We start from the raw sequence: 21,623 nt of genomic DNA on the forward strand, positions 1-21,623 counted from the left end.
ACCGTGAGGGCAGGTAGGGATCCCATGATCAGAAGCGTCGAGGAACATCAGCAAGCCGTGCTGGGGCTGCTGCGCTACAGCAGCGGCTACCCCGCCGACAGTCTGGCCGATAGCCGGGCAGAGTCGAACAACGACCACCTTCCGCTGGCGGCGGCGCGCGGCCGGGTGCTGGCCACCGATCTGCCCGCCCCGGTGAGTCTGCCTCCGTTCGATAACTCGCAGATGGACGGTTATGCCATCCATGAGGCCGATGTGGATGTAATCAGCGACCATCGGGGGCTAACCCTCAGCGTCGGAGCTCCCATTCCGGCTGGCATCGAACCGCCGGACCTGGTTCAGGGGACCGCCGCGCCCATCATGACCGGCGCCATGATTCCCCGCCACACCGGTGCCGTCGTCCCAATCGAACGGGTCACACCCGCCCAGTTCTATTCGGCTGCGGACTACGCGTCAGGCGTCGCCCTGACCGTTGACCTCCCCGGGACGGTCGAGCCCGGTGCCTTCATCCGCCGGATCGGCAGCGACATCGCGGCCGGTACAGCGGCCGTCACCGCCGGGACACTCCTCGGCCCGGCCCAACTGGGCCTCCTCGCGGCCTGCGGCGTGGCAACCGTCCCGGTGCGCCGTCCCTTCACCGTCCTGCTGCTGACCACCGGGGACGAAGTACAGGAGCCCGGCAGCACCCCGAAACCCGGCAAAATCTTCGATGCCAACACCACACTGCTCGAAAGCGCACTCCTGGACGCGGGCGCCGCCGTCGTCCGCCACCGACTGATGGATGACAATCCTGCCCTGCTGCGGGAGGCGTTCGCGGCGGTGGCCGACAGTGGCATCCACCTGATCCTCACCACCGGTGGCATCAGTCAGGGTGCGTATGAGGTGGTGAAGCAGGCGCTGGCGAATAGCAGCGTCGAGTTCCTCTCGGTCGCCATGCAACCGGGCGGACCGCAGGCGTTGGGGACCATCGGCGGTGTCCCGTTCCTGGGGTTCCCGGGCAACCCGGTCAGCGCGCTCGTCTCCTTCGAAATGTTCCTCCGCCCAGCGCTGACCGCCGTCGCGGGGACCCCTCATCCTCGGGTCGCGCTGACCGCCGCGCTCGAAGAGGAGGTCACCTCGCCCGAGGCCAAACACCAGGTCCGGCGGGGCTGGTACACGCCCCGGGCGGCAGCGGGGGAAGCGCTCGGAACGGTTAGGCTGGTAGGCGGCCCGGGATCGCACCTGATCCATGCGCTGGCCGAATCAAACGTGCTGGTCCACCTACCGGTTGGCACCGGTTGCCTGGCCGCGGGGGATCTGGTTACCGTCTGGTTGGTGGATGGGGTGCACGGCGCACCATCCTTTGGGATTCCCGCAGCGAGCCTCCTCGCCGTGGCCGGGCCAGAGCACAGCTAAGTATCGAGAACCAGTAAGGACAGCATGACCGAGAACCCCAGCCCGTCGTCATTGAGCCACGTCCGCGCAGACGGCAGCGCCCACATGGTCGATGTGTCGGCGAAGGCTGAAACCACCCGCGAAGCCACCGCACAGGCCATCCTGCACACCACCGCGGAGGTGGTCGGACTGATCACCGCCGGTGGCCTGCCCAAAGGCGACGCACTCGCCGTCGCGCGGGTGGCCGGCATCCTGGCTGCCAAGCAGACGTCCGTACTGATCCCGCTCTGCCACCCCCTGCCCTTGAGCAAGATCACCGTGGATTTCGAGGCCGCCGAGAACGCGGTGACAATTACCTGCGCGGTCAAGACAACGGCAGTCACCGGCGTCGAGATGGAAGCCCTGACCGGTGCCTCCCTGGCAGCCCTCGCGCTCTACGACATGATCAAGGCAGTGGACAAGCGGGCCATCATCACTGACACGAAAGTGCTGGCGAAGTCCGGCGGCAAGAGCGGGGACTGGACGGCATGAGCGCCCCGCGCACCGCAGCGGTGATCATCGCCTCGACCCGCGCAGCCGCCGGGGTTTACCAGGACGAGTGCGGTCCACTCATCCACACCTGGCTGCTGGAGAACGGCTTCGCGCCGCAGGAAATCCTGGTGGTGCCCGACGGCGACGCCGTGGGCCAAACGATCGGTGACGTGCTCAAGGGCTCACCGTCGGTGGTTATCACCAGCGGCGGCACCGGGTTGAGCCCCGACGATGTCACCCCCGAACAAACCGCGCCCTACCTTCAGCGCCACCTGCCCGGCGTGATGGAAGCGCTCCGGCGCCTCGGTACCGAGAAGGTCCCAACAGCAGCACTGAGCCGTGGTCATGCTGGCACCGCCGGAAGCACCTTCGTGATCAACCTGCCCGGCTCACCCGGCGGGGTCCGGGACGGGTTGGCAGTGCTCAGACCACTGCTGGGGCACATCTGCTCCCAGCTGGAAGGAAAAAATGAACACTAGCCACGTGGTGCATGTGTCCCTCGCGCAGCAAAGCATCAGCCTCGATGAGGCCCTCGCCCAGGTCGACGCACCGGACTGTGGAGCGGTAGTGGGTTTCGGCGGGGTGGTGAGAAACCACGACGGCGGCCGCGACGTCACGTCGCTGAGCTACTCGGCGCACCCCAGCGCTGAGCGGATTATCGGCGAGATCGCCGACGGGATCGCCGCCCGGTACCAGGGCGTTCGGATCTGGGTGGCGCACCGCGTCGGTCCGCTAACCATTGGTGACCCTGCCCTGGTGGCAGCTGTCGCCTCCGCCCACCGGGGCGAAGCCTTCGCCGCCTGCTCCGAGCTGGTGGACACCGTCAAGGAAAAGGTCCCCATCTGGAAGGAACAGTTCTTCACCGACGGGACCGTCGAGTGGGTGGGTGCCGGATCCGCAGCCACCGCGGGGGACTCCTGACCCAAATGGGCAGGGGAGTGCCTGATCAGTAGGGTTGGGTGTTATGACTGAACAACTTGCCGTGGCCGTACTCGGCGCCGCCGGCCGCATGGGGTCGGAGGCCGTCAAGGCCATCGACGCCGCAGCGGACCTGAAACTGGTGGCAGCCCTCGGGCGCGAAGACACCCTGGAGACCATTGTCGCGGCCGGCGCGCAATGCATCGTCGACCTCTCCGTCCCCGACGCGACCTTCGACAACGTGGTGTTCGCCGTGGAGCGCGGCATCCATGCCGTCGTCGGGACTACCGGGTGGGACGAATCACGGCTGCAGCAGCTCGGCAGTCTGCTCGCTGATCACCCGACCACCGGGGTGCTGATCGCCCCGAACTTCGCGGTCGGCTCGGTGCTGGCCTCAGCGTTCGCCGCGCGGGCAGCCAAATACTTCGAGTCGGTTGAGATCGTCGAACTGCATCATCCGGACAAGGTGGACGCTCCCTCGGGCACCGCCGTGCGGACCGCGAACCTGATCGCGCAAACACGCCGGGAAGCAGGCCTTCCCGCCAGCCCCGACGCAACCACCGCCGAGCTCGACGGCGCCCGCGGCGCCGACGTCGACGGCGTCCGGGTGCACTCGGTACGGCTGCGCGGTCTGGTCGCGCACCAGGAGGTGCTCCTCGGTGGCGTTGGCGAGCAGCTCACCATTCGCCATGACTCCTACCACCGCGAATCATTCATGCCCGGCGTGCTGCTGGGCGTGCGCGGTGTCGCGTCCCACCCCGGCCTGACGGTCGGGCTGGACGGCTACCTCGAACTGGAAGCGTGAGCTCCCCCATGGCCGAAACAGCTGGATTCCTTGACGCAGTAAAACGCCACCGGGCCAAAATCGGCGTCGCACTGGTGAGCCTGCTGCTCGTCTTCTGGCTGATCATCGCCCTGCAACGCAGCGTCATCCTCCTCACCGACCCGGACCTGGTCGCCAAGCACTCGGGCTCGCCTACCTCCTCTTGCCGCTGATCGGCGGGTGGGCCATGATCCGCGAACTGCTGTTCGGGATACAGACCTCAAAGATGGCGTCCGACCTTGATGCCGAGGGAGGGCTCCCCATCGACGACCTGCCCCGTACCCCCGCCGGTCGGATTGTCCGGTCGGCAGCGGACGCACGGTTCCCCGAATACCAGGCGGAGGTTGAGGCGGCGCCGGACGACTGGCGCGGCTGGTTCAGGCTCTCCTGCGCCTACGACGCAGCAGGGGACAGGACCAGGGCGAGGCGCTCCATGCGCACCGCCGGGAAACTGTACAACGCAGCCCGCTAACAGCGTTAGCTGTTCACACCCGCCCGCGCCGCCCGCGACGCTCCGGAGGTCAGTAACTCCAGGGGCCCGCGGGCGTTGATGCGCTGGAAGAGGATGCCGAGGACAACAAACACGACCGCCTGGCCCCAATACACCAGCGCCGGGTCGGGCGCCGGGGTCTGGGCATCGACAACGCTCATGGTCCAGATATGAACCGCGTAAAGGGTCAGGGTCATCGCCCCGGCTGCCGACAGGGGGAGCAGCGCGGATTCAAACCGCCGGGTGGCCAGCAGGCACAGCCCAATCACCAGGGCAGCCGTCCCGCCGGTGTGCAGCAGGTCCAGGGGGGAGCCCGAGTGGGGTGCGCTCACGGCCAGCCACCACCACGAATCGGATTGGTCGACCCCCGTCAGGCTGACGCTCATCATTGCCGCCAGCGGGTATCTGCTGCCGTCGGGGGTCTGCAGCAGTGCCGCCAGACCGCCCAACGGGCCGAGGAGGTAGCCGCTGACGAGTTTCGCCGCCACGGCCAGGGTCGCACCGGACACCACCAGGCCCAGTTGTACCCGTTTGTCCCGGAGTGGTAGACGGCCGATCGCCATGCCGATCAGGATGTAGCTCAGCCACTGCAACGCCGGGTAGTAGCCGGTCACGGTGATGTCGGCGAGCAGCGTGGCTGGTTCCAGCAGCGTTTCCCAGAGCGGATTCCCACCAATCGACGGCGGATTGACCGTCTCGGCGATCCAGGGCCGCAGCAAATAGGCGGCGACCGGCGAAAGGAGCAGCCAGCCTGCTGCCCACCAGAGAAGCCGCCTGAACGGCATGGAGACGAACGGCAGCGCCAGCAGGAACAGCACCCCGTAGTGGAAGAGGATGATGGCGATGTTGGTTTCCAGTCCGCCCAGCATCAGCCCGATCACCATGATGACGGCCGCACGTGCCGCGATGCCCCGGCGGTCCATCCCGATGGCGTTGCGGTGGTGGATCCGGTTCCCTCCGGTCAACAGGGCAAGGCCGAGCCCGGCGACGACGGCGAACAGGGCTGATGCCCGGCCGGAGAAAACCAGGGCCACCCATGACGCCTCGGCCGTGCCCGGAACGTACAGGGCAAAAATGTGGGTGCTCATCATCCCAAACAGCGCCACACCGCGGGCGGCGTCGACCCCGCTCAGCCGGCGGGTTACCTTGCCAGATACCATGACCTGATCGTCTCACAGCGGGGAGTCAGCCCCGCGGCGGCGATGTGCAGCGGAAGCTAAACGGTGTCGAACCGGGTAACGTTTTACCCATGGCTCAAACCGACACCCGCACCCTTCCCTTCGGCACCCTGGTCACAGCGATGGTGACCCCGTTCCACGCTGACGGCAGCGTGGACTTCGAGGCCACCGCCCAGCTCGCGACTCACCTGGTCGACGACGGCTGCGACGGCCTGGTGATCTCCGGGACCACCGGTGAGACCTCCACGCTGGAGGACCAGGAAAAGGAAGACCTGTTCCGGGTGGTCGTGGAAGCCGTGGGCGGGCGGGCGAAGGTCATCGCCGGCACCGGAACCAACCACACCTCGCACTCCATCGAGATGGCGCAGCGTGCCGTGCGCGCTGGCGTCGACGGACAACTGGTGGTCACCCCGTACTACAACAAGCCCACCCAGGCCGGTGTGCTGGCCCACTTCGAAGCGATTGCCGCTGCCACCGAGCTGCCCATCATGATCTACGACATCCCAGGCCGGTCCAGCATCCCGATCCAGACCGAGACCATGATCCGGCTGGCAGACAATCCCAGGATTGTCGCGCTCAAGGATGCCAAAGCGGATTTCGCGGAGATCACCAGGGTGCTCGCCAACACCACGCTCGACGTGTACTCGGGCGACGACGGCCTCACCCTCCCCTGGATGATGGCTGGCGGCGTCGGTGTGGTCAGTGTCAGCGCACACGTGGCCACCGCCCAGTTCAGGGCGCTGGTCGACGCCGCGGGCGCCGGGGACGTGGCCACCGCCCGCCGGATCCACTTTGAGCTCGACCCGGTGGTGCGCGCGGTGATGACCCACATCCCCGGAGCCGTCTCGGCGAAGCAGATCCTCAAACGGCAGGGGCTGATCCCCAACGCTGCGGTGCGGCTGCCCCTGGTCGGACCCACCGCCGTCGAGATGGAAACCGTGCTCGCCGACCTGGCCGAAGCGGGGATGAACTTCGACCGCCCGCGCTCCACCCGGACCGCTGACGGAACACCCGCATGACGGTATCGGCCGCCACCGCACTCATCGCCCCACCAGAACTCGCACCGGGCGTTCTGCGCATCGTCCCCCTGGGCGGCCTCGGCGAAATCGGTCGGAACATGGCGGTGTTCGAACTGGACGGAAAACTCCTGATCGTCGACTGTGGGGTGCTGTTTCCCGAGGAAAACCAGCCCGGCGTCGACCTGATCCTCCCCGACTTTTCGTACCTCGAGGACCGGCTCGACGACGTCGTCGGACTGGTCCTGACGCACGGTCATGAGGACCACATTGGCGCTGTTCCGTATCTGCTGCGGCACAAAAAAGACATCCCGCTGATCGGCTCCCAGCTCACGTTGGCCCTGATCGAAGCGAAACTGCAGGAACACCGGATCACCCCCTACACCCTCACCGTCACCGAGGGGCAGATTGAACAGTTCGGACCGTTCGAGTGCGAGTTCGTGGCGGTCAACCACTCCATCCCGGATGCCCTCGCGGTCTTCATCCGCACCAGCGCAGGAAACGTTTTGCACACCGGCGACTTCAAGATGGACCAGTTGCCCCTGGACGGGCGCATCACCGACCTGAGGGCGTTCGCGCGGCTCGGCGAAGAGGGAGTTGACCTCCTCATGGTCGACTCGACCAACGCCGACGTGCCCGGTTTCACCACCGCCGAACGCGAGATCGGACCGGTCCTGAACCGGCTGTTTGGGCAGGTCACCAAACGGATCATCGTCGCGTCGTTCTCGTCCCACATCCACCGGGTACAGCAAGTGCTCGACGCCGCCGAAGCGCACGGGCGTTTCGTCTGCTTCGCCGGCCGCTCGATGGTGCGGAACATGGCCATCGCCGCGAAGCTCGGCTACCTCAGGGTTCCCGACGGCATTCTCGTGGACATCAAGAACGTGGACACCCTGCCGGACGACAAGGTGGTTCTCATGTCCACCGGCTCCCAGGGTGAGCCGATGGCCGCCCTGTCCCGGATGGCCAACGGCGACCACCGGATCATCGTCGGCAAGGGCGACACCGTGATCCTCGCGTCCTCACTGATCCCGGGCAACGAGAACGCCGTGTTCAGGGTCATCAACGGGCTGCTCAAGCTCGGCGCCGACGTCATCCACAAGGGCAACGAAAAGGTCCACGTGTCCGGGCACGCTGCAGCCGGTGAGTTGCTGTACTGCTACAACATCCTCAGGCCCCGGAACGTCATGCCCGTCCACGGCGAAACCCGCCACCTGATTGCCAACGCCCGGCTCGCCGAGCAGATCGGGATCCCGAGCGAAAACGTGCTGCTCACCGACGACGGTTCGGTCATTGACCTGGTGGGCGGGGTAGCCCGCGTGGTCGGGGCGGTGGAATGCGGTTTCGTCTATGTGGACGGGTCGAGCATCGGCGAGATCACCGACGCCGACCTGAAGGACCGCCGGGTCCTCGGCGAGGAGGGGTTCATCTCCATCGTCACGGTGGTCAACAGGAGCACCGGCAAGATCGTGTCCGGTCCCGACATCCACGCCCGGGGTTTCGCCGAAGACGACTCGGTGTTCGATGAGATCAAGCCCAAACTCAACGCCGCACTCGAAGAAGCAGTAATGAGCAACAAGGACCACACCGTCTACCAGCTGCAACAGGTGGTCCGCCGGGTGATTGGTACCTGGGTGAATAGGCGCTACCGCCGCCGGCCGATGATCATTCCGGTGGTCATGGAGGCGTAGCAGCCGAAACCGGCAGCAGGCCTGCTCGCCGGGACTCCCGGCTCACCGGGCAGAGCTGTCGATGCTCGGCGGACGCCCCCACCTGCCGAGCAGCACTGCATGCGGCAACGCAGATCCGGCCGCGTATGTCCGGGGAATCCGGGGCTATGTCCGGTACCGTTGGCACTATGGCGACTCGTACTTCCCCGGACCCCAGAGGTTCACAGCAGTCGCGCGGTAAGAACACCTCGGCTGCTGCGCGTTCAACTTCGGGCCGTAGCGGCGCAAACAAAAGCGGTGGCAACACCCGGCAACCCACCAAACAGCAGCCCGCGCTGCCCGGGGACACGCTTCCTCTGCCTCTGCGCGCACTCCGGGGGCTGTGGATGGGGGCCGCCCACATGGTCGCCTCGGGTATCCGCAAGTTCGGGCACGACGTCCACCCGGACAAGGAGCTCCGCCGGGACGGTACCGGCCTGTTCCTGATGATCCTCAGCGTGGCAGTCGCCGCAGTCGAGTGGTGGGCGCTCACGGGGCCCGGCGCCGATGTGGTGCACGCTGTCGCCGCTGGAACCTTCGGTTGGATGGCGCTGCTTGTGCCGTTCATGCTGCTGATCGGCGCGGTGCGCCTCTTCAGGTATCCGGAGAACCACCGGGCCAACAACCGGGTGGGCATTGGGATGACCATTGCCCTGTTCGCGGGTTCAGGTATCGCCCACCTCTCGGGGGGAGCGCCAGCCCTCGCCGACGGTTTCGAACGCCTCTGGCAGGCCGGGGGAGTGGTCGGCTTCCTCGTGGCCGGCCCGCTCAGCGGAATCCTGACCGAATGGCCGGTGATCGTGCTGCTCTCGGCACTCATTTTCCTGAGCCTGCTGATCATTACCGCCACCCCGTTCCGCCACATCCCCTCCCGGCTGCGCGCCCTGTATGAGCACCTGATGGGCCAGGACCTCATCGAGCGGGACCAGCAGGGCACCAAGGAACGGGGAACCGACCCGGCCACCGAAAAACATGATCAAAGCTACCTCGACGAGCGCCACTCGGCACCCGGCAGGAAACCCAAACGCAAGATGCGTCTCTTCGGACGCGATCGTGCGGCCGACCGCGCCCAGGCCGAGCTTGACGGGTACGTCGGTGATGAAGCATTCGAGCGGGCAGTCCTGGCCGACGACGACGACGACACCCAGCACCAGACTCAGGCGCACCAGGCGGCGCCGGTCCCCACCGAACCGCGGGTACCACCGGGCGTCCGGCGTCCCACCCAGCAGGAACGCGCCACCGAGAAGATCAAACAGGATCATGGCATCCCCACAGATCCCAACGACCGCGCCCACGACCCCGGTGGCAACCCTGAACCGGCCACCGAGGCGATGGCGGTCCTCCCTGCCCCCGCACCACAGGTACCGTCCAATCCGGTGCAGCCGCAGATCCCGCCGACCCCCATGCCGCAGCGCACCGAGCAGCTGCAGCTGGCCGGCGACGTCACGTACACCCTGCCGCCGTCGGACTACCTGCCCGCCGGTACCCCGCCCAAGGAACGGTCCGAAGCCAACGACTCTGTGGTCGCAGCCCTGACCCACACCCTCGACCAGTTCCACGTTGACGCGAAGGTCACGGGGTTCTCCCGCGGCCCCACTGTCACCCGCTACGAAATCGAGCTGGCGCCGGGCACCAAGGTGGAACGGGTGACCGCGCTGTCCAAGAACATCTCCTACGCCGTCGCGAGTTCCGACGTCCGCATCCTGTCCCCGATTCCGGGCAAGTCGGCCATCGGCATCGAGATCCCCAACACCGACCGTGAAACGGTGTCACTGGGCGACGTGCTGCGGTCCGGCAACGCCCGCAAGAGCGAACACCCGATGGTGATGGGTGTCGGCAAGGACGTTGAGGGCGGGTTCGTCGTCGCCAACCTGGCCAAGATGCCCCACCTGCTGGTTGCCGGTGCCACCGGTGCCGGTAAATCATCGTTCGTGAACTCCATGATCACCTCGATCCTGATGCGCTCCACCCCCGACGAGGTGCGCATGGTGATGGTCGACCCCAAGCGGGTGGAGCTCACCGCCTACGAAGGCGTGCCGCACCTGATCACGCCCATCATCACCAGCCCCAAGAAGGCCGCTGAGGCGCTGCAGTGGGTAGTCCGTGAAATGGACACCCGCTACGACGATCTCGCCAACTACGGCTACAAGCACATCGATGACTTCAACAAGGCGGTCCGGAACGGGAAGGTCATGCCGCCCGAGGGTTCCAAGCGCGTGGTGCGCCCGTACCCGTATCTGCTGGTCATCGTCGACGAGCTCGCCGACCTGATGATGGTCGCCCCGCGCGACGTCGAGGACTCGATCGTGCGCATCACCCAGCTGGCGCGCGCCGCCGGCATCCACCTGGTGCTCGCCACCCAGCGGCCATCGGTCGACGTCGTCACCGGCCTGATCAAAGCCAACGTTCCGTCCCGGATGGCGTTCGCGACGTCGTCGGTCACCGACTCCCGCGTGGTCCTGGACCAGCCGGGCGCCGAGAAGCTCATCGGTCAGGGCGACGCACTGTTCCTGCCCATGGGGGCATCCAAGCCCATGCGCGTGCAGGGCGCCTGGGTCACCGAGTCCGAAATCCACCGGGTGGTGGAACACGTCAAGGGCCAGCTGAAGGCCAACTATCGTGAGGATGTGGCGGTCGAGGCGCCGAAGAAGCAGATCGACGACGACATCGGCGACGACCTCGACGTTCTCCTGCAGGCCACGGAACTGGTGGTCACCACCCAGTTCGGTTCCACGTCCATGCTGCAGCGTAAACTGCGGGTCGGCTTCGCCAAGGCGGGCCGGCTCATGGACCTGTTGGAGTCCCGCGGTGTGGTGGGTCCCTCGGAAGGCTCAAAGGCCCGCGACGTCCTGGTCAAGCCTGATGACCTGGCAGCGGTACTCGGCGCCATGCGCGGTGACGGACCCGTGTCCGTCCCCGATGAGCCGGCGCCCAGTGCCCCGCAGGCACCACCGATCGACCTGGTGGCCGACGATCTCGAGGCTCGCCGCCAGGCGGGCCAGTACCATGACGGCTCGGACGACGACGATGACGGCTCAACTGACGCCTGGAGCCTCACGGGAAGGTAGCCTTATGCCGTGAGTATTCCTCCGGCCAAACAGGTCCCTACGCTGAACATTGCCAACGTCCTTACGGTGGTGCGGATCCTTCTGGTCCCGTTCTTCATCTGGTTTCTGCTCCTGGACGACTCGGCCGCCGATGACTCGGGCGGGCTTTTCCGCTGGCTGGCGGTGGCGGTGTTCGCCGTCGCGATCTACACCGATAAACTCGACGGCGACCTGGCTCGGAGCCGCGGGCTAATCACCGACTTTGGGAAAATTGCCGACCCTATCGCCGACAAACTGCTCATAGGTGCCGCACTGATCCTGCTCTCTGTCATGGGAGAACTCTGGTGGTGGGTCACCATCGTGATCCTGGTCCGCGAACTGGGCATCACCGTGCTGCGGTTCGCCGTCATCCGCTACGGAGTGATGCCAGCCTCACGGGGCGGGAAACTCAAAACAGTCATCCAGACCTTCGCCATCTTCCTCTACCTGCTGCCACTGGCCGGGGTGCTCGGTGACTGGTATTCCTGGGTGGCCATCACGGTGATGCTGGCAGCCGTCGCCGTCACCGTCGTCACCGGGATTGACTACATTATCCAGGCGATCCGGCTCCGGCGTGATGCGCTTTCAACCGGGCACCCCGGCAGCCCGACGTCGTAGGCGCGGCACCGATGGAACCGTTAGTTCCCGCTGGGCCTGCCGCAGAGGTGATCCGCCAGGCAACAGCCTGTCACCTCACCATCGCCACTGCCGAGTCGCTGACCGCCGGGATGGTCAGCGCCGCGCTGGGCTCGGTGCCGGGCGCATCCGCGGTGTTGCAGGGTGGGGCGGTGACCTACCAGAACCAGATCAAGGTGGACATTCTCGGCGTCGACCCCGCAGGGATCGCCGCGACCGGGGCGGTGGACGCCGTCGTCGCACGCCAGATGGCGGAAGGCGCACGGCGCGTCTTCGACGCCGATCTGGGCGTTTCCACCACCGGAGCAGCGGGACCCGAGCCACACGCCGGTAAGGCGGTGGGCACCGTCTTCGTGGCCGTAGCATCAGCGGCCGGGACGACGGTGAACGAATACCTGTTCGACGGCGACCGGGAGTCGGTCCGGAGGCACGCCTGTGCCGCCGCACTGAATCTGCTGGGCGCCGTGTTACGCGACCAGGCCGCAGGGAACAAATCCCAGGACTGAACAGTTATCATTACTGTCAGCCATTGAACAGGTTGACAGCTTAGGCTTGAAACTACCAAGCCGGTACACCTTCCTAAGGAGACACCGGATCAATTGCAACGAGGGAGCATGGCGATTCAGATGGTAAAGCAACCCGTATCCATTAACGGAGTAGTCCGTTGGCGGGATGTGGGGTTGGCGGAAGATGCACAGCGCAAGCCGAAGGAGCGCAAAATGGTAGTGCTACGCCATGAGATCGGCGATGTCCTGCGGGACGTCCGCCAGCGGCAGGGCCGCACACTACGCGAGGTTTCGCATAGTGCTCGAGTCTCCCTCGGTTACCTCAGCGAGGTAGAGCGGGGCCAGAAGGAAGCATCGTCTGAGCTCCTGTCCTCGATCTGCACCGCGCTCGATGTTCCGTTGTCCCTCATGCTCCGCGAAGTCAGCGATCGTCTCGCCGAGGCAGAGGGCGTATCAGTCCCTGACACGGTGCCCCAGGAATTCGCCCGGGCGTTTGTCGACGACATCCCGGCCGACCTATCCGAGGATTTCAGCCGCGGACTGGCCGCAACGAACCGCTAACTCAGCGTCCACAGCGATTTGACTGAAGCCCGCCGGAACACTCCGGCGGGCTTCAGTGTGTTGTCAACAGCGTGTTATCAACAGCGTGTTATCAACAGTGTGTTGTCAATCACCAGTTGTCTTTGGTGTACGTCTCATTGAGTTGGGCAATCAGGGTCCCCAGGGTGGTGAGGTCCTTGACATCCCAGTCGTCCATCAGGTTGTGGAACGCTTCCTTACGGGCGGTCTGGGCGGCGACCAGCTGCTTCGAGCCGGCGGGGGTCAGGGTAATCGACTGGGCCCGGCCATCGAGCGGGTCGGCTTCCTTCTGGACCAGGCCGAGTTGTTCGAGCATCGCTATCTGCCGGCTGACCGATGGTTTGCCGACGCCGATACTCGCCGCGATGTCGGTCAGCCGCATGGCGCCCTCCCGCTGAAGGATCACCAGCAGGCCGTAGGCGGCCGGTTCCATGTCCGGGTGGACGCGCCGGGCCACCTTGTAGGAGTTCGATCGTGCCCTCCGCCACAGCATGCTCAGTTGTTGTTCCAATGCCTGGATGGCAGTGTCTACGGCGGGATCGGCTTCACGGTGCTCGGCTGTCATGTGCTTCATTCTATGGTTACGCACACAATCGCTCATCAACCGGCCCCGAAAGCGGGCCAGCAAGTCAGCCAACTCAGAGACAGTGAGAGGATTACATCATGCGCACCAGTGCCTTTTGGCGGCTTATGGATGACGAGTTCGGCGCGGGGTACTCCCGTACTCTGGCCCGAACGATCGTCCTCGCCGAACTCGGCGGCCGCACCCCTGAAGAGGCCCTGGGTGCCGGAATCAGCCCGCGCGATATCTGGGTCGCGGTGTGTGACCTCCAGGATGTCCCGTCGGAACGCCGTTTAGGCAAGGACATCACTCCCAAATAGTCCGGATGCGGCACCTGACACGCCGCCCAAGTTATTCGAATACTTGTTCGGATAGGACTATCATTTCTAACAGACGGCTGTCGTGGTTATCCACATACGCCGTGAAGCTTCTCAATTTGTCAGTGCCCCGGGCTACGGTCGAATTGAACACGAAAACGGCCGCAACGGCCATAACCAACCGAGGTGAAGAATGGCCGCACCAGCAGACCGCGAGAAAGCTCTCGAAGCAGCACTTGCGCAGATCGACAAGCAGTATGGCAAAGGCTCGGTGATGCGCCTGGGTGATGAGGTGCGCGCCCCCATCGAAACGATTTCGACCAGCTCCATCGCACTTGACGCTGCACTGGGCATAGGCGGGCTGCCCCGCGGCAGGGTCGTCGAAATCTACGGACCGGAGTCCTCGGGTAAGACCACGCTGGCACTGCACGCGGTCGCCAACGCGCAGCGCAACGGTGGCATCGCGGCATTCATTGATGCTGAACACGCACTCGACCCCGAATACGCGAAGCGGCTCGGCGTCGACACCGACGCGCTCCTGGTCTCCCAGCCGGACACCGGTGAGCAGGCGCTGGAAATCATGGACATGCTGATCGGGTCAGGATCGATCGACGTGATCGTCATTGACTCGGTTGCTGCGCTGGTGCCCCGCGCGGAAATCGAGGGTGACATGGGAGATAGCCATGTGGGCCTGCAGGCACGGCTGATGAGCCAGGCGCTCCGGAAGATCACCGGCCGTCTCGCCCAAAGCAAAACCACAGCTATTTTCATCAACCAGTTGCGCGAGAAGATCGGCGTGTTCTTCGGTAGCCCCGAGACCACCACGGGTGGCAAGGCGCTGAAGTTCTACGCCTCCATCCGCATCGATGTACGCCGGATTGAAACCCTCAAGGAGGGCGCTGTCCCGGTAGGAAACCGGACCCGCGCCAAGGTAGTCAAGAACAAGATGGCACCGCCCTTCAAACAAGCCGAATTCGACATCCTGTACGGCTATGGAATTTCCCGTGAGGGCGGGCTGATCGATGTTGGAGTCGAGAACGGTCTCGTGAAGAAGTCGGGTGCCTGGTTCACCTACGACGGCGACCAGCTGGGCCAGGGTAAGGAAAACGCACGGAAGTTCCTGCTCGACAACCCCGACCTGACCGACGAACTGGAACGGCGCATCCGCGAGAAACTCGGTGTTGGATTGGCTGCTGAAGAGGCGGCGGTCGAGCCCAAGGCGAAGGCTGAGCCGAAACTGAAAGCGGTCAGCGGAGAGAACCGCTAGCCAGCCATGCCTTTCGGACAGAACAACGGTTCCCGCAGTGGATTGAATTCCAGGCGGAAATCCGGGGCCGGCTCCGACGGGACAACCGCTCACCGGACATCAGACGGCTGGAACGCCGGTGAGCGGAAATCCGGGAGCGGGCGAAAGCCTCGTGGCCGGCAACCTGCTGGCGCCGGATCGGGTGCCATTGGCTCCTCCGGTTCGGCCTCGGAGATGTCCGCTGGCAAGGATGCAGCGGGATCTGGCGGGGGAGCCCTCGCACCCGATGCAGACCCTTACGCGACGGCACGGTCCATCGTGTTGCGGCAGCTCACCCTCGCGCCCAAAAGCCGGCATCAGCTTGCCTCCAAACTAGCGGAGCGGGACGTGCCCGCAGAGGTGGCGGTGGCCGTCCTGGACCGCTTTGAAGAAGTCCAGCTGATCGACGATGCCGAGTTCGCGATGATGTGGGTGCGTAGCCGGGCAGCGACCCGATCCCTGGCCAGGAGCGCACTGAAACGCGAACTGGCTGAGAAAGGCATCCACGGCGAGATCGCCGAGGAGGCACTGTCCCAGGTGAGTGACGATGAGGAACGGGACGCTGCAGAACAGCTAGTGCGCCGAAAGCACCGCCCCGCCGCCACGGGTACAGATCGTGCCACCCTCGACAAGGAAACGCGGCGGCTGGTGAGCATGCTCGGGCGCAAGGGATACAGCCCGTCGCTGGCGTTCGGTGTGGTGAAATCGGTGCTCGACGACGTCGCCGCCGGTGCAGCTGACGACGACGCCGAACCTGATTTCCTCTGACGAGGTCCGCCGGGCGCAGGTCAGTCACGCTCAGCCGTTATCCATTCGTTCCCTAAAACGGCCGGTTGAGGTCTGGCGGACCCAGAACACCGAACTGTAGGCTGAGCATCCTTATGATCGGGCTGGCGCGGGGAATGACTGCTGCACGGACGGGCGCTGGTGCAGCGTTGGCCGTGGTGCTCCTTGGCGCTTCCCTCCTCACCTCGATCGCTCCGGCTGCAGCCCAGGACTACCCAACCTGGGACGAGATCAAGGCAGCCAAAGCCGATGCTTCAGCCAAACAAGCCCAGGTCGGCGAGATTGAAAGCCTGTTGGAAGGGCTCCGCACCGCCGCCGCCGAACTTGGCGACACCGCCGTCAGCTCAGCGGCTGATCACGCGCAGGCCGCAGAGGAACTGCGGGTGAGCGAACGGCTCTCCGACACGCTCGCCGAACAATTAGCCAATGCCGAGGCCGAGTCCGCGGACCTGCACCGGGCAGCTGGCGCAGCCGCTGCCCTCTCCTACAAGACCGGGAGCACCAACACCTCAATGCTGGCGCTGCTGGATCCGGAGGGCGCCATGGACCTGCTGGACCGCCTGATGATACTTGAAACCGTCACCGACCGGGCTGCCGGATCCTACAACGATGCGGTCGCCGCCGAGCGTGAGGCCGAGTCACTGCGGGACCGCTATGACGCCGCCACCGAGCGGCACCGGGAACTGACGGACGAGGCAGCCGAACGGTTACGCACTGCCCAGGGCGACGACGCCGCCGCCCGCATCTCGGTGCAGGAGCAGGAAACCCGGGCCGCAGAGCTCCTCGAGCAGCTTGCCGAACTGAACGACACCACGGCCGACCTTGAAGCCGACCGCATCCAGGGCTTGCAGGAAGAAGCGGCTTTCCTCGAACAACAGGTAGCAGCAGAGGCTGCTGCGGCGGCCCGGGCGGCAGCCGAAGCCGCGGTGGCAACGACGACGCCACCGCGGGCTCCTGCGCCGCCGGTCGTAGCGGGTCCCGCGCCACAACCGCCGGCGCCCCAGTCTCCGGCGCCCCAGTCTCCAGCGCCTCTACCCATACCCATCCCTGGCCCGGCCCCTGCCCCGCCCCACGCCGAGCCGGACCCCGGCACCGCGCCAACACCGCCAACACCGCCGGCACCGGCCCCCGCACCAGCCCCCGCTCCGGCACCGGGCCCCGCACCGATCGTTGACGACCCCGCCGGAGCCCAGGCCTATGCTTCATCCCGACTACCGTCGTTCGGGTGGAACGGCGACGAGTTCCAGTGTCTGGTCAATCTATGGAACAAGGAATCCCGGTGGCTGACCAGCGCGAACAACCCGTACAGCGGGGCCTACGGTATTCCCCAATCCCTGCCCGGCAGCAAGATGGGCAGCGCCGGCGCTGACTGGCGGACGAACTACCGCACCCAGATTGAATGGGGCCTCGGCTACATCTCCGGTAGATACGGTTCGCCGTGTGCAGCCTGGCAGCATTCCCAGCGGATGAACTGGTACTGACCGGTTCGCAGCGGTTGCCGCGGGAACTCCAGGTCCCGTCGATTGTGGGGGTCAGCGCAGCACACGTACCCTTAACGGGTGAGTCTCATTACCCCAACCCTTCCCACAGGTCCCGCCGCTGAACGGGCCGGTGTTCCTGGCGCAGCGGTGTCGGGGGCGCAGCGCACCTACGAGGTTCGGACCTACGGCTGCCAGATGAACGTCCACGACTCGGAGCGCATCTCCGGGCTGCTGGAGGCCGCCGGCTATGCCGCAGCAACGGACACCCAGGCCGACGTCGTCGTGTTCAATACCTGCGCGGTCAGGGAGAACGCCGACAACAAGCTCTACGGCAACCTCGGCATGCTCGCCTCGGTCAAGGAAACGCACCCCGGCATGCAGATCGCCGTCGGTGGCTGCCTCGCCCAGAAAGACCGCGACACCATCCTGAAGAAAGCGCCGTGGGTCGACGCGGTATTCGGCACCCACAACGTCGGCGCTCTCCCCGCGCTCCTGGAGCGGGCCCGCCACAACAACGAGGCGCAGCTGGAGATCCTCGAGTCCCTCGATGTCTTCCCGTCCACGCTCCCGACCAAGCGCGACGCCGTCTACTCCGGCTGGGTGTCCATCTCGGTCGGCTGCAACAACACCTGTACCTTCTGCATCGTCCCTGCCCTGCGCGGCAAGGAACGCGATCGGCGACCGGGGGAGATCCTCGCCGAAATCGAGGCGCTGGTGGCCGATGGTGCGATCGAAGTGACCTTGCTGGGCCAGAACGTCAATTCCTACGGGGTGGAGTTCGGCGACCGGGGTGCCTTCGCCAAGCTCCTCCGCGCCTGCGGGAGCATCGAGGGTCTCGAACGGGTCAGGTTCACCAGCCCCCACCCGGCAGCCTTCACCGACGACGTCATCGACGCCATGGCCGAGACCCCCAACGTGATGCCCCAACTTCACATGCCCCTGCAATCGGGCTCCGACCAGATCCTCAAATCGATGCGCCGCTCGTACCGGTCGTCGAAATTCCTCGGCATCCTCGACCGGGTGCGGGCCAAAATGCCCCACGCATCAATCTCCACCGACATCATCGTCGGTTCCCCGGGGAAACCGAGGAAGACTTCCAGGCCACCCTCGACGTCGTCGAGAAGTCCCGCTTCGCCACCGCCTTCACGTTCCAGTACTCGAAGCGGCCCGGCACCCCTGCCGCTGACCTGCCCAATCAAATCCCGAGGCGGTGGTGCAGGAACGGTTCGAACGGCTGACCGCCTTGCAGGACCGCATCGCAGCAGAAGAGAATGCCCTCCAGCTCGGGCGGACGGTCGAGCTGATGGTCACCGCCCAGCAGGGCCGTAAAGCCAGCGAAACCCACCGGCTCTCGGGCCGGGCCCGTGACCAGCGCCTGGTTCATTTCTCGGTGCCCGACGGCGTCGAACCGCCCCGCCCCGGTGACCTGGTCACCGTCACGGTCACGGAGGCTGCCGCCTTCCACCTGGTGGCGGACCCCGCGACGCCGGCAGAACTTCACATCCGCCGGTCCCGGGCCGGTGACGCGTGGGATCGGGCACAGGCCGATTCGTGCGGCGTGCCAGCGCCTGGCGGGTCAGCCGCTGGCCCAGCAGGCGCCGTGTCGCTGGGGATGCCCTCGCTGCCGGTCCGCGACGCCTGACGGTGCTTCCCGCTGCGCCCGCATCCCCGCCCCTGATCGCCGTCGTCGGACCCACCGGGTCGGGCAAGTCATCGCTTGGCATCGAACTCGCGCGCAGGTTCAACGGCGAAATCATCAACGCCGACTCGATGCAGTTCTATCGCGGCATGGACATTGGCACCGCCAAGGTCAGTCTTGACGAGCGGCAGGGGATACCGCATCACCTGCTCGACACGCTCGACGTCCGGGAGGAAGCCAGCGTCGCCGCCTACCAGCAGCAGGCGCGGACCGCGATCGACGCTATCCGGGACCGCGGCAGGATGCCGATCCTGGTGGGCGGGTCGGGGCTGTACATTCGGGCGGCCCTTGACGTCCTGGAGTTCCCTGGTACCGAGCCGGGCATCCGGGCCCAGCTGGAAGCCGACCTGGCCCGCGACGGCGCGGACCTCCTCCGCGAGCGCCTCGCGGCAGTGGACCCGATCTCCGCCGGCCGGGATCTCGATGACCGCCGGCTGATCAGGGCCCTCGAAGTGTACGAGGTGACCGGCCGCCCGTTCAGCTCCTTCATGCCGCAACGCCTGTACCACCAGCCGGCACTGCAGCTGGGCCTGCGAGTGGACCGGCCGGTGTTACGTGAGCGCCTGGCTACCAGGGTCCACACCATGGTCGACGACGGGCTGCTCGACGAAGTAGCACGCCTGGACCGCCAGGGTCTGCGGAGCGGTCGGACGGCATCCCGGGCACTGGGATACGCCCAGTTCCTTCAGGTCCTCGACGGTGAGCTGACCACGGAACAGGCAGCGAGCGACACCATCGACGCGACCCGGCGGTTTGCCCGCCGCCAGCTCACCTGGTTCCGCGCCGACCCGCGAATCACGTGGCTCGACTGGGAGGATCCGCTCCTGGGCTCCCGGGCCGCAGACCACCTCCAGCAGACCTTCGGCCTATCCTAGACACGTGACTATTCAATCCGACGCACTGGTTTCACCAGCACCGACCGCCCTGAGTGGTGTCGCCTTCACCAAGGGCCACGGCACCGGAAACGATTTTGTCCTGGTCACCGACCCGGACGGCGAGCTGGAGATCGGGCCCGACGACGTCCGCACCATCTGTGACCGGCACCGTGGTATCGGCGCAGACGGGTTGATTCGAGCGATCAGATCCCGCCACCTGCCGGAGGGGCGGGTGCTGCTCCAGAGTGATCCGTCGGCCGAGTGGTTCATGGATTACCGCAACTCGGATGGCTCGCTGTCGGAAATGTGCGGCAACGGCGTCCGGGTCTTCGTCCACCTGCTGGTCTCCGCGGGGCTGCTCAGCCTTGCCGAGGGAGCCACGGCGTCGATTGCCACCCGCGGCGGGATCAAACTGGTGGAACGGTCCGTCGATGGTTACTCGGTGGATATGGGTCCCTGGGAGTTCATCTTCCCCGACGCTGCAGCATCGCGAGCCACCGATTCCCTGGTGGAGGCCGATGGGCTGGAGGTTCCGCGGCCCGCCCTGTCAATCAGCATGGGCAACCCCCACACGGTCGTGGCACTGGCTGAGCCTGCCGAACTGGATGCCGCACGGCTGTTCACCGCGCCGGTCGTCGACCCAACGCCCGTCGACGGGACCAACGTCGAATTCGTGGTGCCGCACGATCCGCTGGTGCACGACGGCGTCGGCCGCGTCAGGATGCGGGTGCATGAGCGCGGTGTGGGGGAGACCCTGTCCTGCGGGACGGGGGCGTGCGCAGTTGCGGCGGCCACGAGATTCTGGGCCGGGGCCGAAGCGCCCCTCACCTGGCGGGTCGAGGTGCCCGGCGGCGTCGTCGGCGTCCGCTTCCACGCCGGACCTGACGGGCGCGAACATGTCAGCCTGAGCGGGCCAGCCGTCCTGGTGGCGACCGGCACCTTCCTCTAAGGGCTCCCAGACAGCCGAGCGGTGCTAGGCGGCGTGCGCTAGGGAGTGAGGCGTTCCACCCGGATGATCCTGAACGACTTCGAGGTAGCAGTACGGGACACCTCGAACCCGTCGGCCAGCTGATCGGCAATCCACTTCTGCAGCGAGTCAGCGCCGAGATTCTTCTGCACCACCAGCCACGCGGACCCGCCAGGCGACAGCCGGGGCAGCCACTTCAGCAGCAGCGCGTGCAGCTCGTCCTTGCCCACCCTGATCGGTGGATTGGACCAGATGGTGTCGAAGGTGGCATCGGCGTCGACCTCTTCAGGGCGGGTCGCCACCACATTGCCCAGGCCCAACAGTTTCGCGTTTTCCGCGGTGAGCGCCAGCGCCCGTTCGTTGACGTCGACGGCGACCACCTGGGCGTCGGGGGCCAGCAGCGCCATCGTCAGTGCCAGTGGACCCCAGCCGCAGCCAATATCGAGCATCCGGGAGCCCACCGGATTGGGGGCCTCAGCGAGCAGGATGCGGGTGCCCTTGTCGATCCCGTCGGAGCTGAAGATGCCCGAGGACGTTACCAGGGTGCGCTCTACCCCGGCCAGCACCGTGCGGAGCGGTTTGCGGGTCTCCGGGCCGGCCGGCTGGGCGCTGAAGTAGTGGGAATCCATAACAAACCAGCGTAGTCGAGCCGCCGACGGTTTCTGGAACCCGGTCACCGCCGAATCCGCCAGCAACCTGGGCGCCCGTGAGGGGAATTTCGGTCACCGCCGTCCCGGATGGCCCGTCCGGTCCACCTTGCTCACGATAGGGCCCTGCCGCGCCGGAGGGATCAATTGCGCGCTCAGTG

20 protein-coding genes and 2 pseudogenes are annotated in these 21,623 nt (G+C 66.1%); 19 read left to right on the plus strand and 3 right to left on the minus strand.

Features of this window, described 5'->3' with window-relative positions:
* Positions 1 to 24: 24 nt before the first annotated feature.
* The 6 genes and pseudogenes from glp to DDA93_RS10850 all read left to right on the plus strand — a co-directional run bounded on the left by glp (position 25) and on the right by DDA93_RS10850 (position 4,115).
* Positions 25 to 1,392 carry a gephyrin-like molybdotransferase Glp gene (gene glp / locus DDA93_RS10825; protein WP_116778786.1) on the plus strand — a complete coding sequence of 456 codons (1,368 nt, stop codon included), beginning with the start codon at positions 25 to 27 and terminating at the stop codon, positions 1,390 to 1,392.
* A 24-nt stretch (positions 1,393 to 1,416) separates the two neighbouring features.
* On the plus strand, positions 1,417 to 1,902 hold the full coding sequence (gene moaC / locus DDA93_RS10830; RefSeq protein WP_116778787.1) for a cyclic pyranopterin monophosphate synthase MoaC: 486 nt from the start codon (positions 1,417 to 1,419) through the stop codon (positions 1,900 to 1,902).
* A complete protein-coding gene (locus DDA93_RS10835; RefSeq protein ID WP_116778788.1) occupies positions 1,899 to 2,381 on the plus strand; it encodes a MogA/MoaB family molybdenum cofactor biosynthesis protein in 483 nt (160 codons plus the stop codon). The genes moaC and DDA93_RS10835 overlap by 4 nt, the downstream gene beginning before the upstream one ends.
* Entirely contained in the window at positions 2,371 to 2,823 is a 453-nt protein-coding gene (locus DDA93_RS10840; protein ID WP_019483452.1) for a molybdenum cofactor biosynthesis protein MoaE, read from the plus strand. Before DDA93_RS10835 ends, DDA93_RS10840 begins: the two co-directional genes overlap by 11 nt.
* Before the next feature lie 43 nt (positions 2,824 to 2,866).
* Positions 2,867 to 3,625 (plus strand): 4-hydroxy-tetrahydrodipicolinate reductase, encoded by a 759-nt coding sequence (dapB, locus tag DDA93_RS10845; RefSeq protein ID WP_116778789.1) that lies wholly within the window; start codon positions 2,867 to 2,869, stop codon positions 3,623 to 3,625.
* Between the two features lie 8 nt (positions 3,626 to 3,633).
* A pseudogene (locus tag DDA93_RS10850) lies at positions 3,634 to 4,115 on the plus strand (hypothetical protein).
* Between the two features lie 5 nt (positions 4,116 to 4,120).
* Here DDA93_RS10850 and DDA93_RS10855 read toward each other — a convergent pair.
* Entirely contained in the window at positions 4,121 to 5,293 is a 1,173-nt protein-coding gene (locus tag DDA93_RS10855) for a heparan-alpha-glucosaminide N-acetyltransferase domain-containing protein (protein ID WP_019483449.1), read from the minus strand.
* Positions 5,294 to 5,382: 89 nt separating this feature from the next.
* Here DDA93_RS10855 and dapA point away from each other — a divergent pair, with 89 nt between their 5' ends.
* The 6 genes from dapA to DDA93_RS10885 all read left to right on the plus strand — a co-directional run bounded on the left by dapA (position 5,383) and on the right by DDA93_RS10885 (position 12,825).
* Positions 5,383 to 6,330: a 4-hydroxy-tetrahydrodipicolinate synthase gene (gene dapA / locus DDA93_RS10860; protein ID WP_019483448.1), complete on the plus strand. Its 948-nt coding sequence runs from the start codon at positions 5,383 to 5,385 to the stop codon at positions 6,328 to 6,330.
* The gene (locus tag DDA93_RS10865) at positions 6,327 to 8,018 is read left to right on the plus strand and encodes a ribonuclease J (protein WP_116778790.1); all 1,692 of its coding nucleotides are present in this window, start codon (positions 6,327 to 6,329) and stop codon (positions 8,016 to 8,018) included. The genes dapA and DDA93_RS10865 overlap by 4 nt, the downstream gene beginning before the upstream one ends.
* A gap of 167 nt (positions 8,019 to 8,185) precedes the next feature.
* Positions 8,186 to 11,104 (plus strand): DNA translocase FtsK, encoded by a 2,919-nt coding sequence (locus tag DDA93_RS10870; RefSeq protein WP_116778824.1) that lies wholly within the window; start codon positions 8,186 to 8,188, stop codon positions 11,102 to 11,104.
* 9 nt (positions 11,105 to 11,113) lie between these two features.
* Positions 11,114 to 11,740, plus strand: coding sequence for a CDP-diacylglycerol--glycerol-3-phosphate 3-phosphatidyltransferase (gene pgsA, locus DDA93_RS10875; protein ID WP_116778791.1), 627 nt, complete (start codon positions 11,114 to 11,116; stop codon positions 11,738 to 11,740).
* An 11-nt stretch (positions 11,741 to 11,751) separates the two neighbouring features.
* Positions 11,752 to 12,264, plus strand: coding sequence for a CinA family protein (locus DDA93_RS10880; protein WP_243400599.1), 513 nt, complete (start codon positions 11,752 to 11,754; stop codon positions 12,262 to 12,264).
* 120 nt (positions 12,265 to 12,384) lie between these two features.
* On the plus strand, positions 12,385 to 12,825 hold the full coding sequence (locus DDA93_RS10885) for a helix-turn-helix domain-containing protein (protein ID WP_024476255.1): 441 nt from the start codon (positions 12,385 to 12,387) through the stop codon (positions 12,823 to 12,825).
* Positions 12,826 to 12,934: 109 nt separating this feature from the next.
* On the opposite strand, the gene DDA93_RS10890 is transcribed toward DDA93_RS10885, so the two are convergent.
* Entirely contained in the window at positions 12,935 to 13,408 is a 474-nt protein-coding gene (locus DDA93_RS10890; protein WP_019483442.1) for a MarR family transcriptional regulator, read from the minus strand.
* A 98-nt stretch (positions 13,409 to 13,506) separates the two neighbouring features.
* Between DDA93_RS10890 and DDA93_RS10895 the strand changes: the two genes are divergently transcribed.
* The 7 genes and pseudogenes from DDA93_RS10895 (at position 13,507) to dapF (ending at position 20,797) form a co-directional block, all read left to right on the plus strand.
* Positions 13,507 to 13,725 (plus strand): DUF3046 domain-containing protein, encoded by a 219-nt coding sequence (locus DDA93_RS10895; protein WP_024476256.1) that lies wholly within the window; start codon positions 13,507 to 13,509, stop codon positions 13,723 to 13,725.
* A gap of 190 nt (positions 13,726 to 13,915) precedes the next feature.
* Entirely contained in the window at positions 13,916 to 14,989 is a 1,074-nt protein-coding gene (gene recA, locus DDA93_RS10900) for a recombinase RecA (protein ID WP_019483440.1), read from the plus strand.
* 6 nt (positions 14,990 to 14,995) lie between these two features.
* Positions 14,996 to 15,775, plus strand: a complete 780-nt coding sequence (locus DDA93_RS10905; RefSeq protein ID WP_347693522.1) for a regulatory protein RecX — start codon at positions 14,996 to 14,998, stop codon at positions 15,773 to 15,775.
* A gap of 134 nt (positions 15,776 to 15,909) precedes the next feature.
* Positions 15,910 to 17,274 (plus strand): lytic transglycosylase domain-containing protein, encoded by a 1,365-nt coding sequence (locus DDA93_RS16820; RefSeq protein WP_243400600.1) that lies wholly within the window; start codon positions 15,910 to 15,912, stop codon positions 17,272 to 17,274.
* Positions 17,275 to 17,469: 195 nt separating this feature from the next.
* Positions 17,470 to 18,916 (plus strand): annotated as a pseudogene (miaB, locus tag DDA93_RS10915) (tRNA (N6-isopentenyl adenosine(37)-C2)-methylthiotransferase MiaB).
* Positions 18,917 to 18,918: 2 nt separating this feature from the next.
* On the plus strand, positions 18,919 to 19,848 hold the full coding sequence (miaA, locus tag DDA93_RS10920) for a tRNA (adenosine(37)-N6)-dimethylallyltransferase MiaA (protein WP_116778793.1): 930 nt from the start codon (positions 18,919 to 18,921) through the stop codon (positions 19,846 to 19,848).
* 4 nt (positions 19,849 to 19,852) lie between these two features.
* On the plus strand, positions 19,853 to 20,797 hold the full coding sequence (gene dapF, locus DDA93_RS10925; RefSeq protein WP_019483434.1) for a diaminopimelate epimerase: 945 nt from the start codon (positions 19,853 to 19,855) through the stop codon (positions 20,795 to 20,797).
* 38 nt (positions 20,798 to 20,835) lie between these two features.
* Here the strand turns inward: dapF and DDA93_RS10930 are convergent, their stop codons facing one another.
* Positions 20,836 to 21,444 carry a methyltransferase gene (locus tag DDA93_RS10930; protein ID WP_116778794.1) on the minus strand — a complete coding sequence of 203 codons (609 nt, stop codon included), beginning with the start codon at positions 21,442 to 21,444 and terminating at the stop codon, positions 20,836 to 20,838.
* Positions 21,445 to 21,623: the final 179 nt, after the last annotated feature.

Source organism: Arthrobacter sp. Bz4, assembly GCF_003075455.1.
Classification (GTDB): domain Bacteria; phylum Actinomycetota; class Actinomycetes; order Actinomycetales; family Micrococcaceae; genus Arthrobacter_D.

What these genes read in the sequence shown, in the direction of transcription:
- DDA93_RS10870 (WP_116778824.1), top strand. Translation starts at nt 8,186, where the DNA reads ATGGCGACTCGTACTTCCCCGGACCCCAGAGGTTCACAGCAGTCGCGC.
- DDA93_RS10840 (WP_019483452.1), top strand. Translation starts at nt 2,371, where the DNA reads ATGAACACTAGCCACGTGGTGCATGTGTCCCTCGCGCAGCAAAGCATC.
- DDA93_RS16820 (WP_243400600.1), top strand. Translation starts at nt 15,910, where the DNA reads ATGACTGCTGCACGGACGGGCGCTGGTGCAGCGTTGGCCGTGGTGCTC.
- moaC (WP_116778787.1), top strand. Translation starts at nt 1,417, where the DNA reads ATGACCGAGAACCCCAGCCCGTCGTCATTGAGCCACGTCCGCGCAGAC.
- DDA93_RS10835 (WP_116778788.1), top strand. Translation starts at nt 1,899, where the DNA reads ATGAGCGCCCCGCGCACCGCAGCGGTGATCATCGCCTCGACCCGCGCA.
- DDA93_RS10880 (WP_243400599.1), top strand. Translation starts at nt 11,752, where the DNA reads ATGGAACCGTTAGTTCCCGCTGGGCCTGCCGCAGAGGTGATCCGCCAG.
- DDA93_RS10885 (WP_024476255.1), top strand. Translation starts at nt 12,385, where the DNA reads ATGGTAAAGCAACCCGTATCCATTAACGGAGTAGTCCGTTGGCGGGAT.
- dapA (WP_019483448.1), top strand. Translation starts at nt 5,383, where the DNA reads ATGGCTCAAACCGACACCCGCACCCTTCCCTTCGGCACCCTGGTCACA.
- recA (WP_019483440.1), top strand. Translation starts at nt 13,916, where the DNA reads ATGGCCGCACCAGCAGACCGCGAGAAAGCTCTCGAAGCAGCACTTGCG.
- glp (WP_116778786.1), top strand. Translation starts at nt 25, where the DNA reads ATGATCAGAAGCGTCGAGGAACATCAGCAAGCCGTGCTGGGGCTGCTG.
- DDA93_RS10865 (WP_116778790.1), top strand. Translation starts at nt 6,327, where the DNA reads ATGACGGTATCGGCCGCCACCGCACTCATCGCCCCACCAGAACTCGCA.
- DDA93_RS10895 (WP_024476256.1), top strand. Translation starts at nt 13,507, where the DNA reads ATGCGCACCAGTGCCTTTTGGCGGCTTATGGATGACGAGTTCGGCGCG.
- DDA93_RS10905 (WP_347693522.1), top strand. Translation starts at nt 14,996, where the DNA reads ATGCCTTTCGGACAGAACAACGGTTCCCGCAGTGGATTGAATTCCAGG.
- DDA93_RS10855 (WP_019483449.1), bottom strand. Translation starts at nt 5,293, where the DNA reads ATGGTATCTGGCAAGGTAACCCGCCGGCTGAGCGGGGTCGACGCCGCC.
- dapB (WP_116778789.1), top strand. Translation starts at nt 2,867, where the DNA reads ATGACTGAACAACTTGCCGTGGCCGTACTCGGCGCCGCCGGCCGCATG.
- DDA93_RS10890 (WP_019483442.1), bottom strand. Translation starts at nt 13,408, where the DNA reads ATGACAGCCGAGCACCGTGAAGCCGATCCCGCCGTAGACACTGCCATC.
- DDA93_RS10930 (WP_116778794.1), bottom strand. Translation starts at nt 21,444, where the DNA reads ATGGATTCCCACTACTTCAGCGCCCAGCCGGCCGGCCCGGAGACCCGC.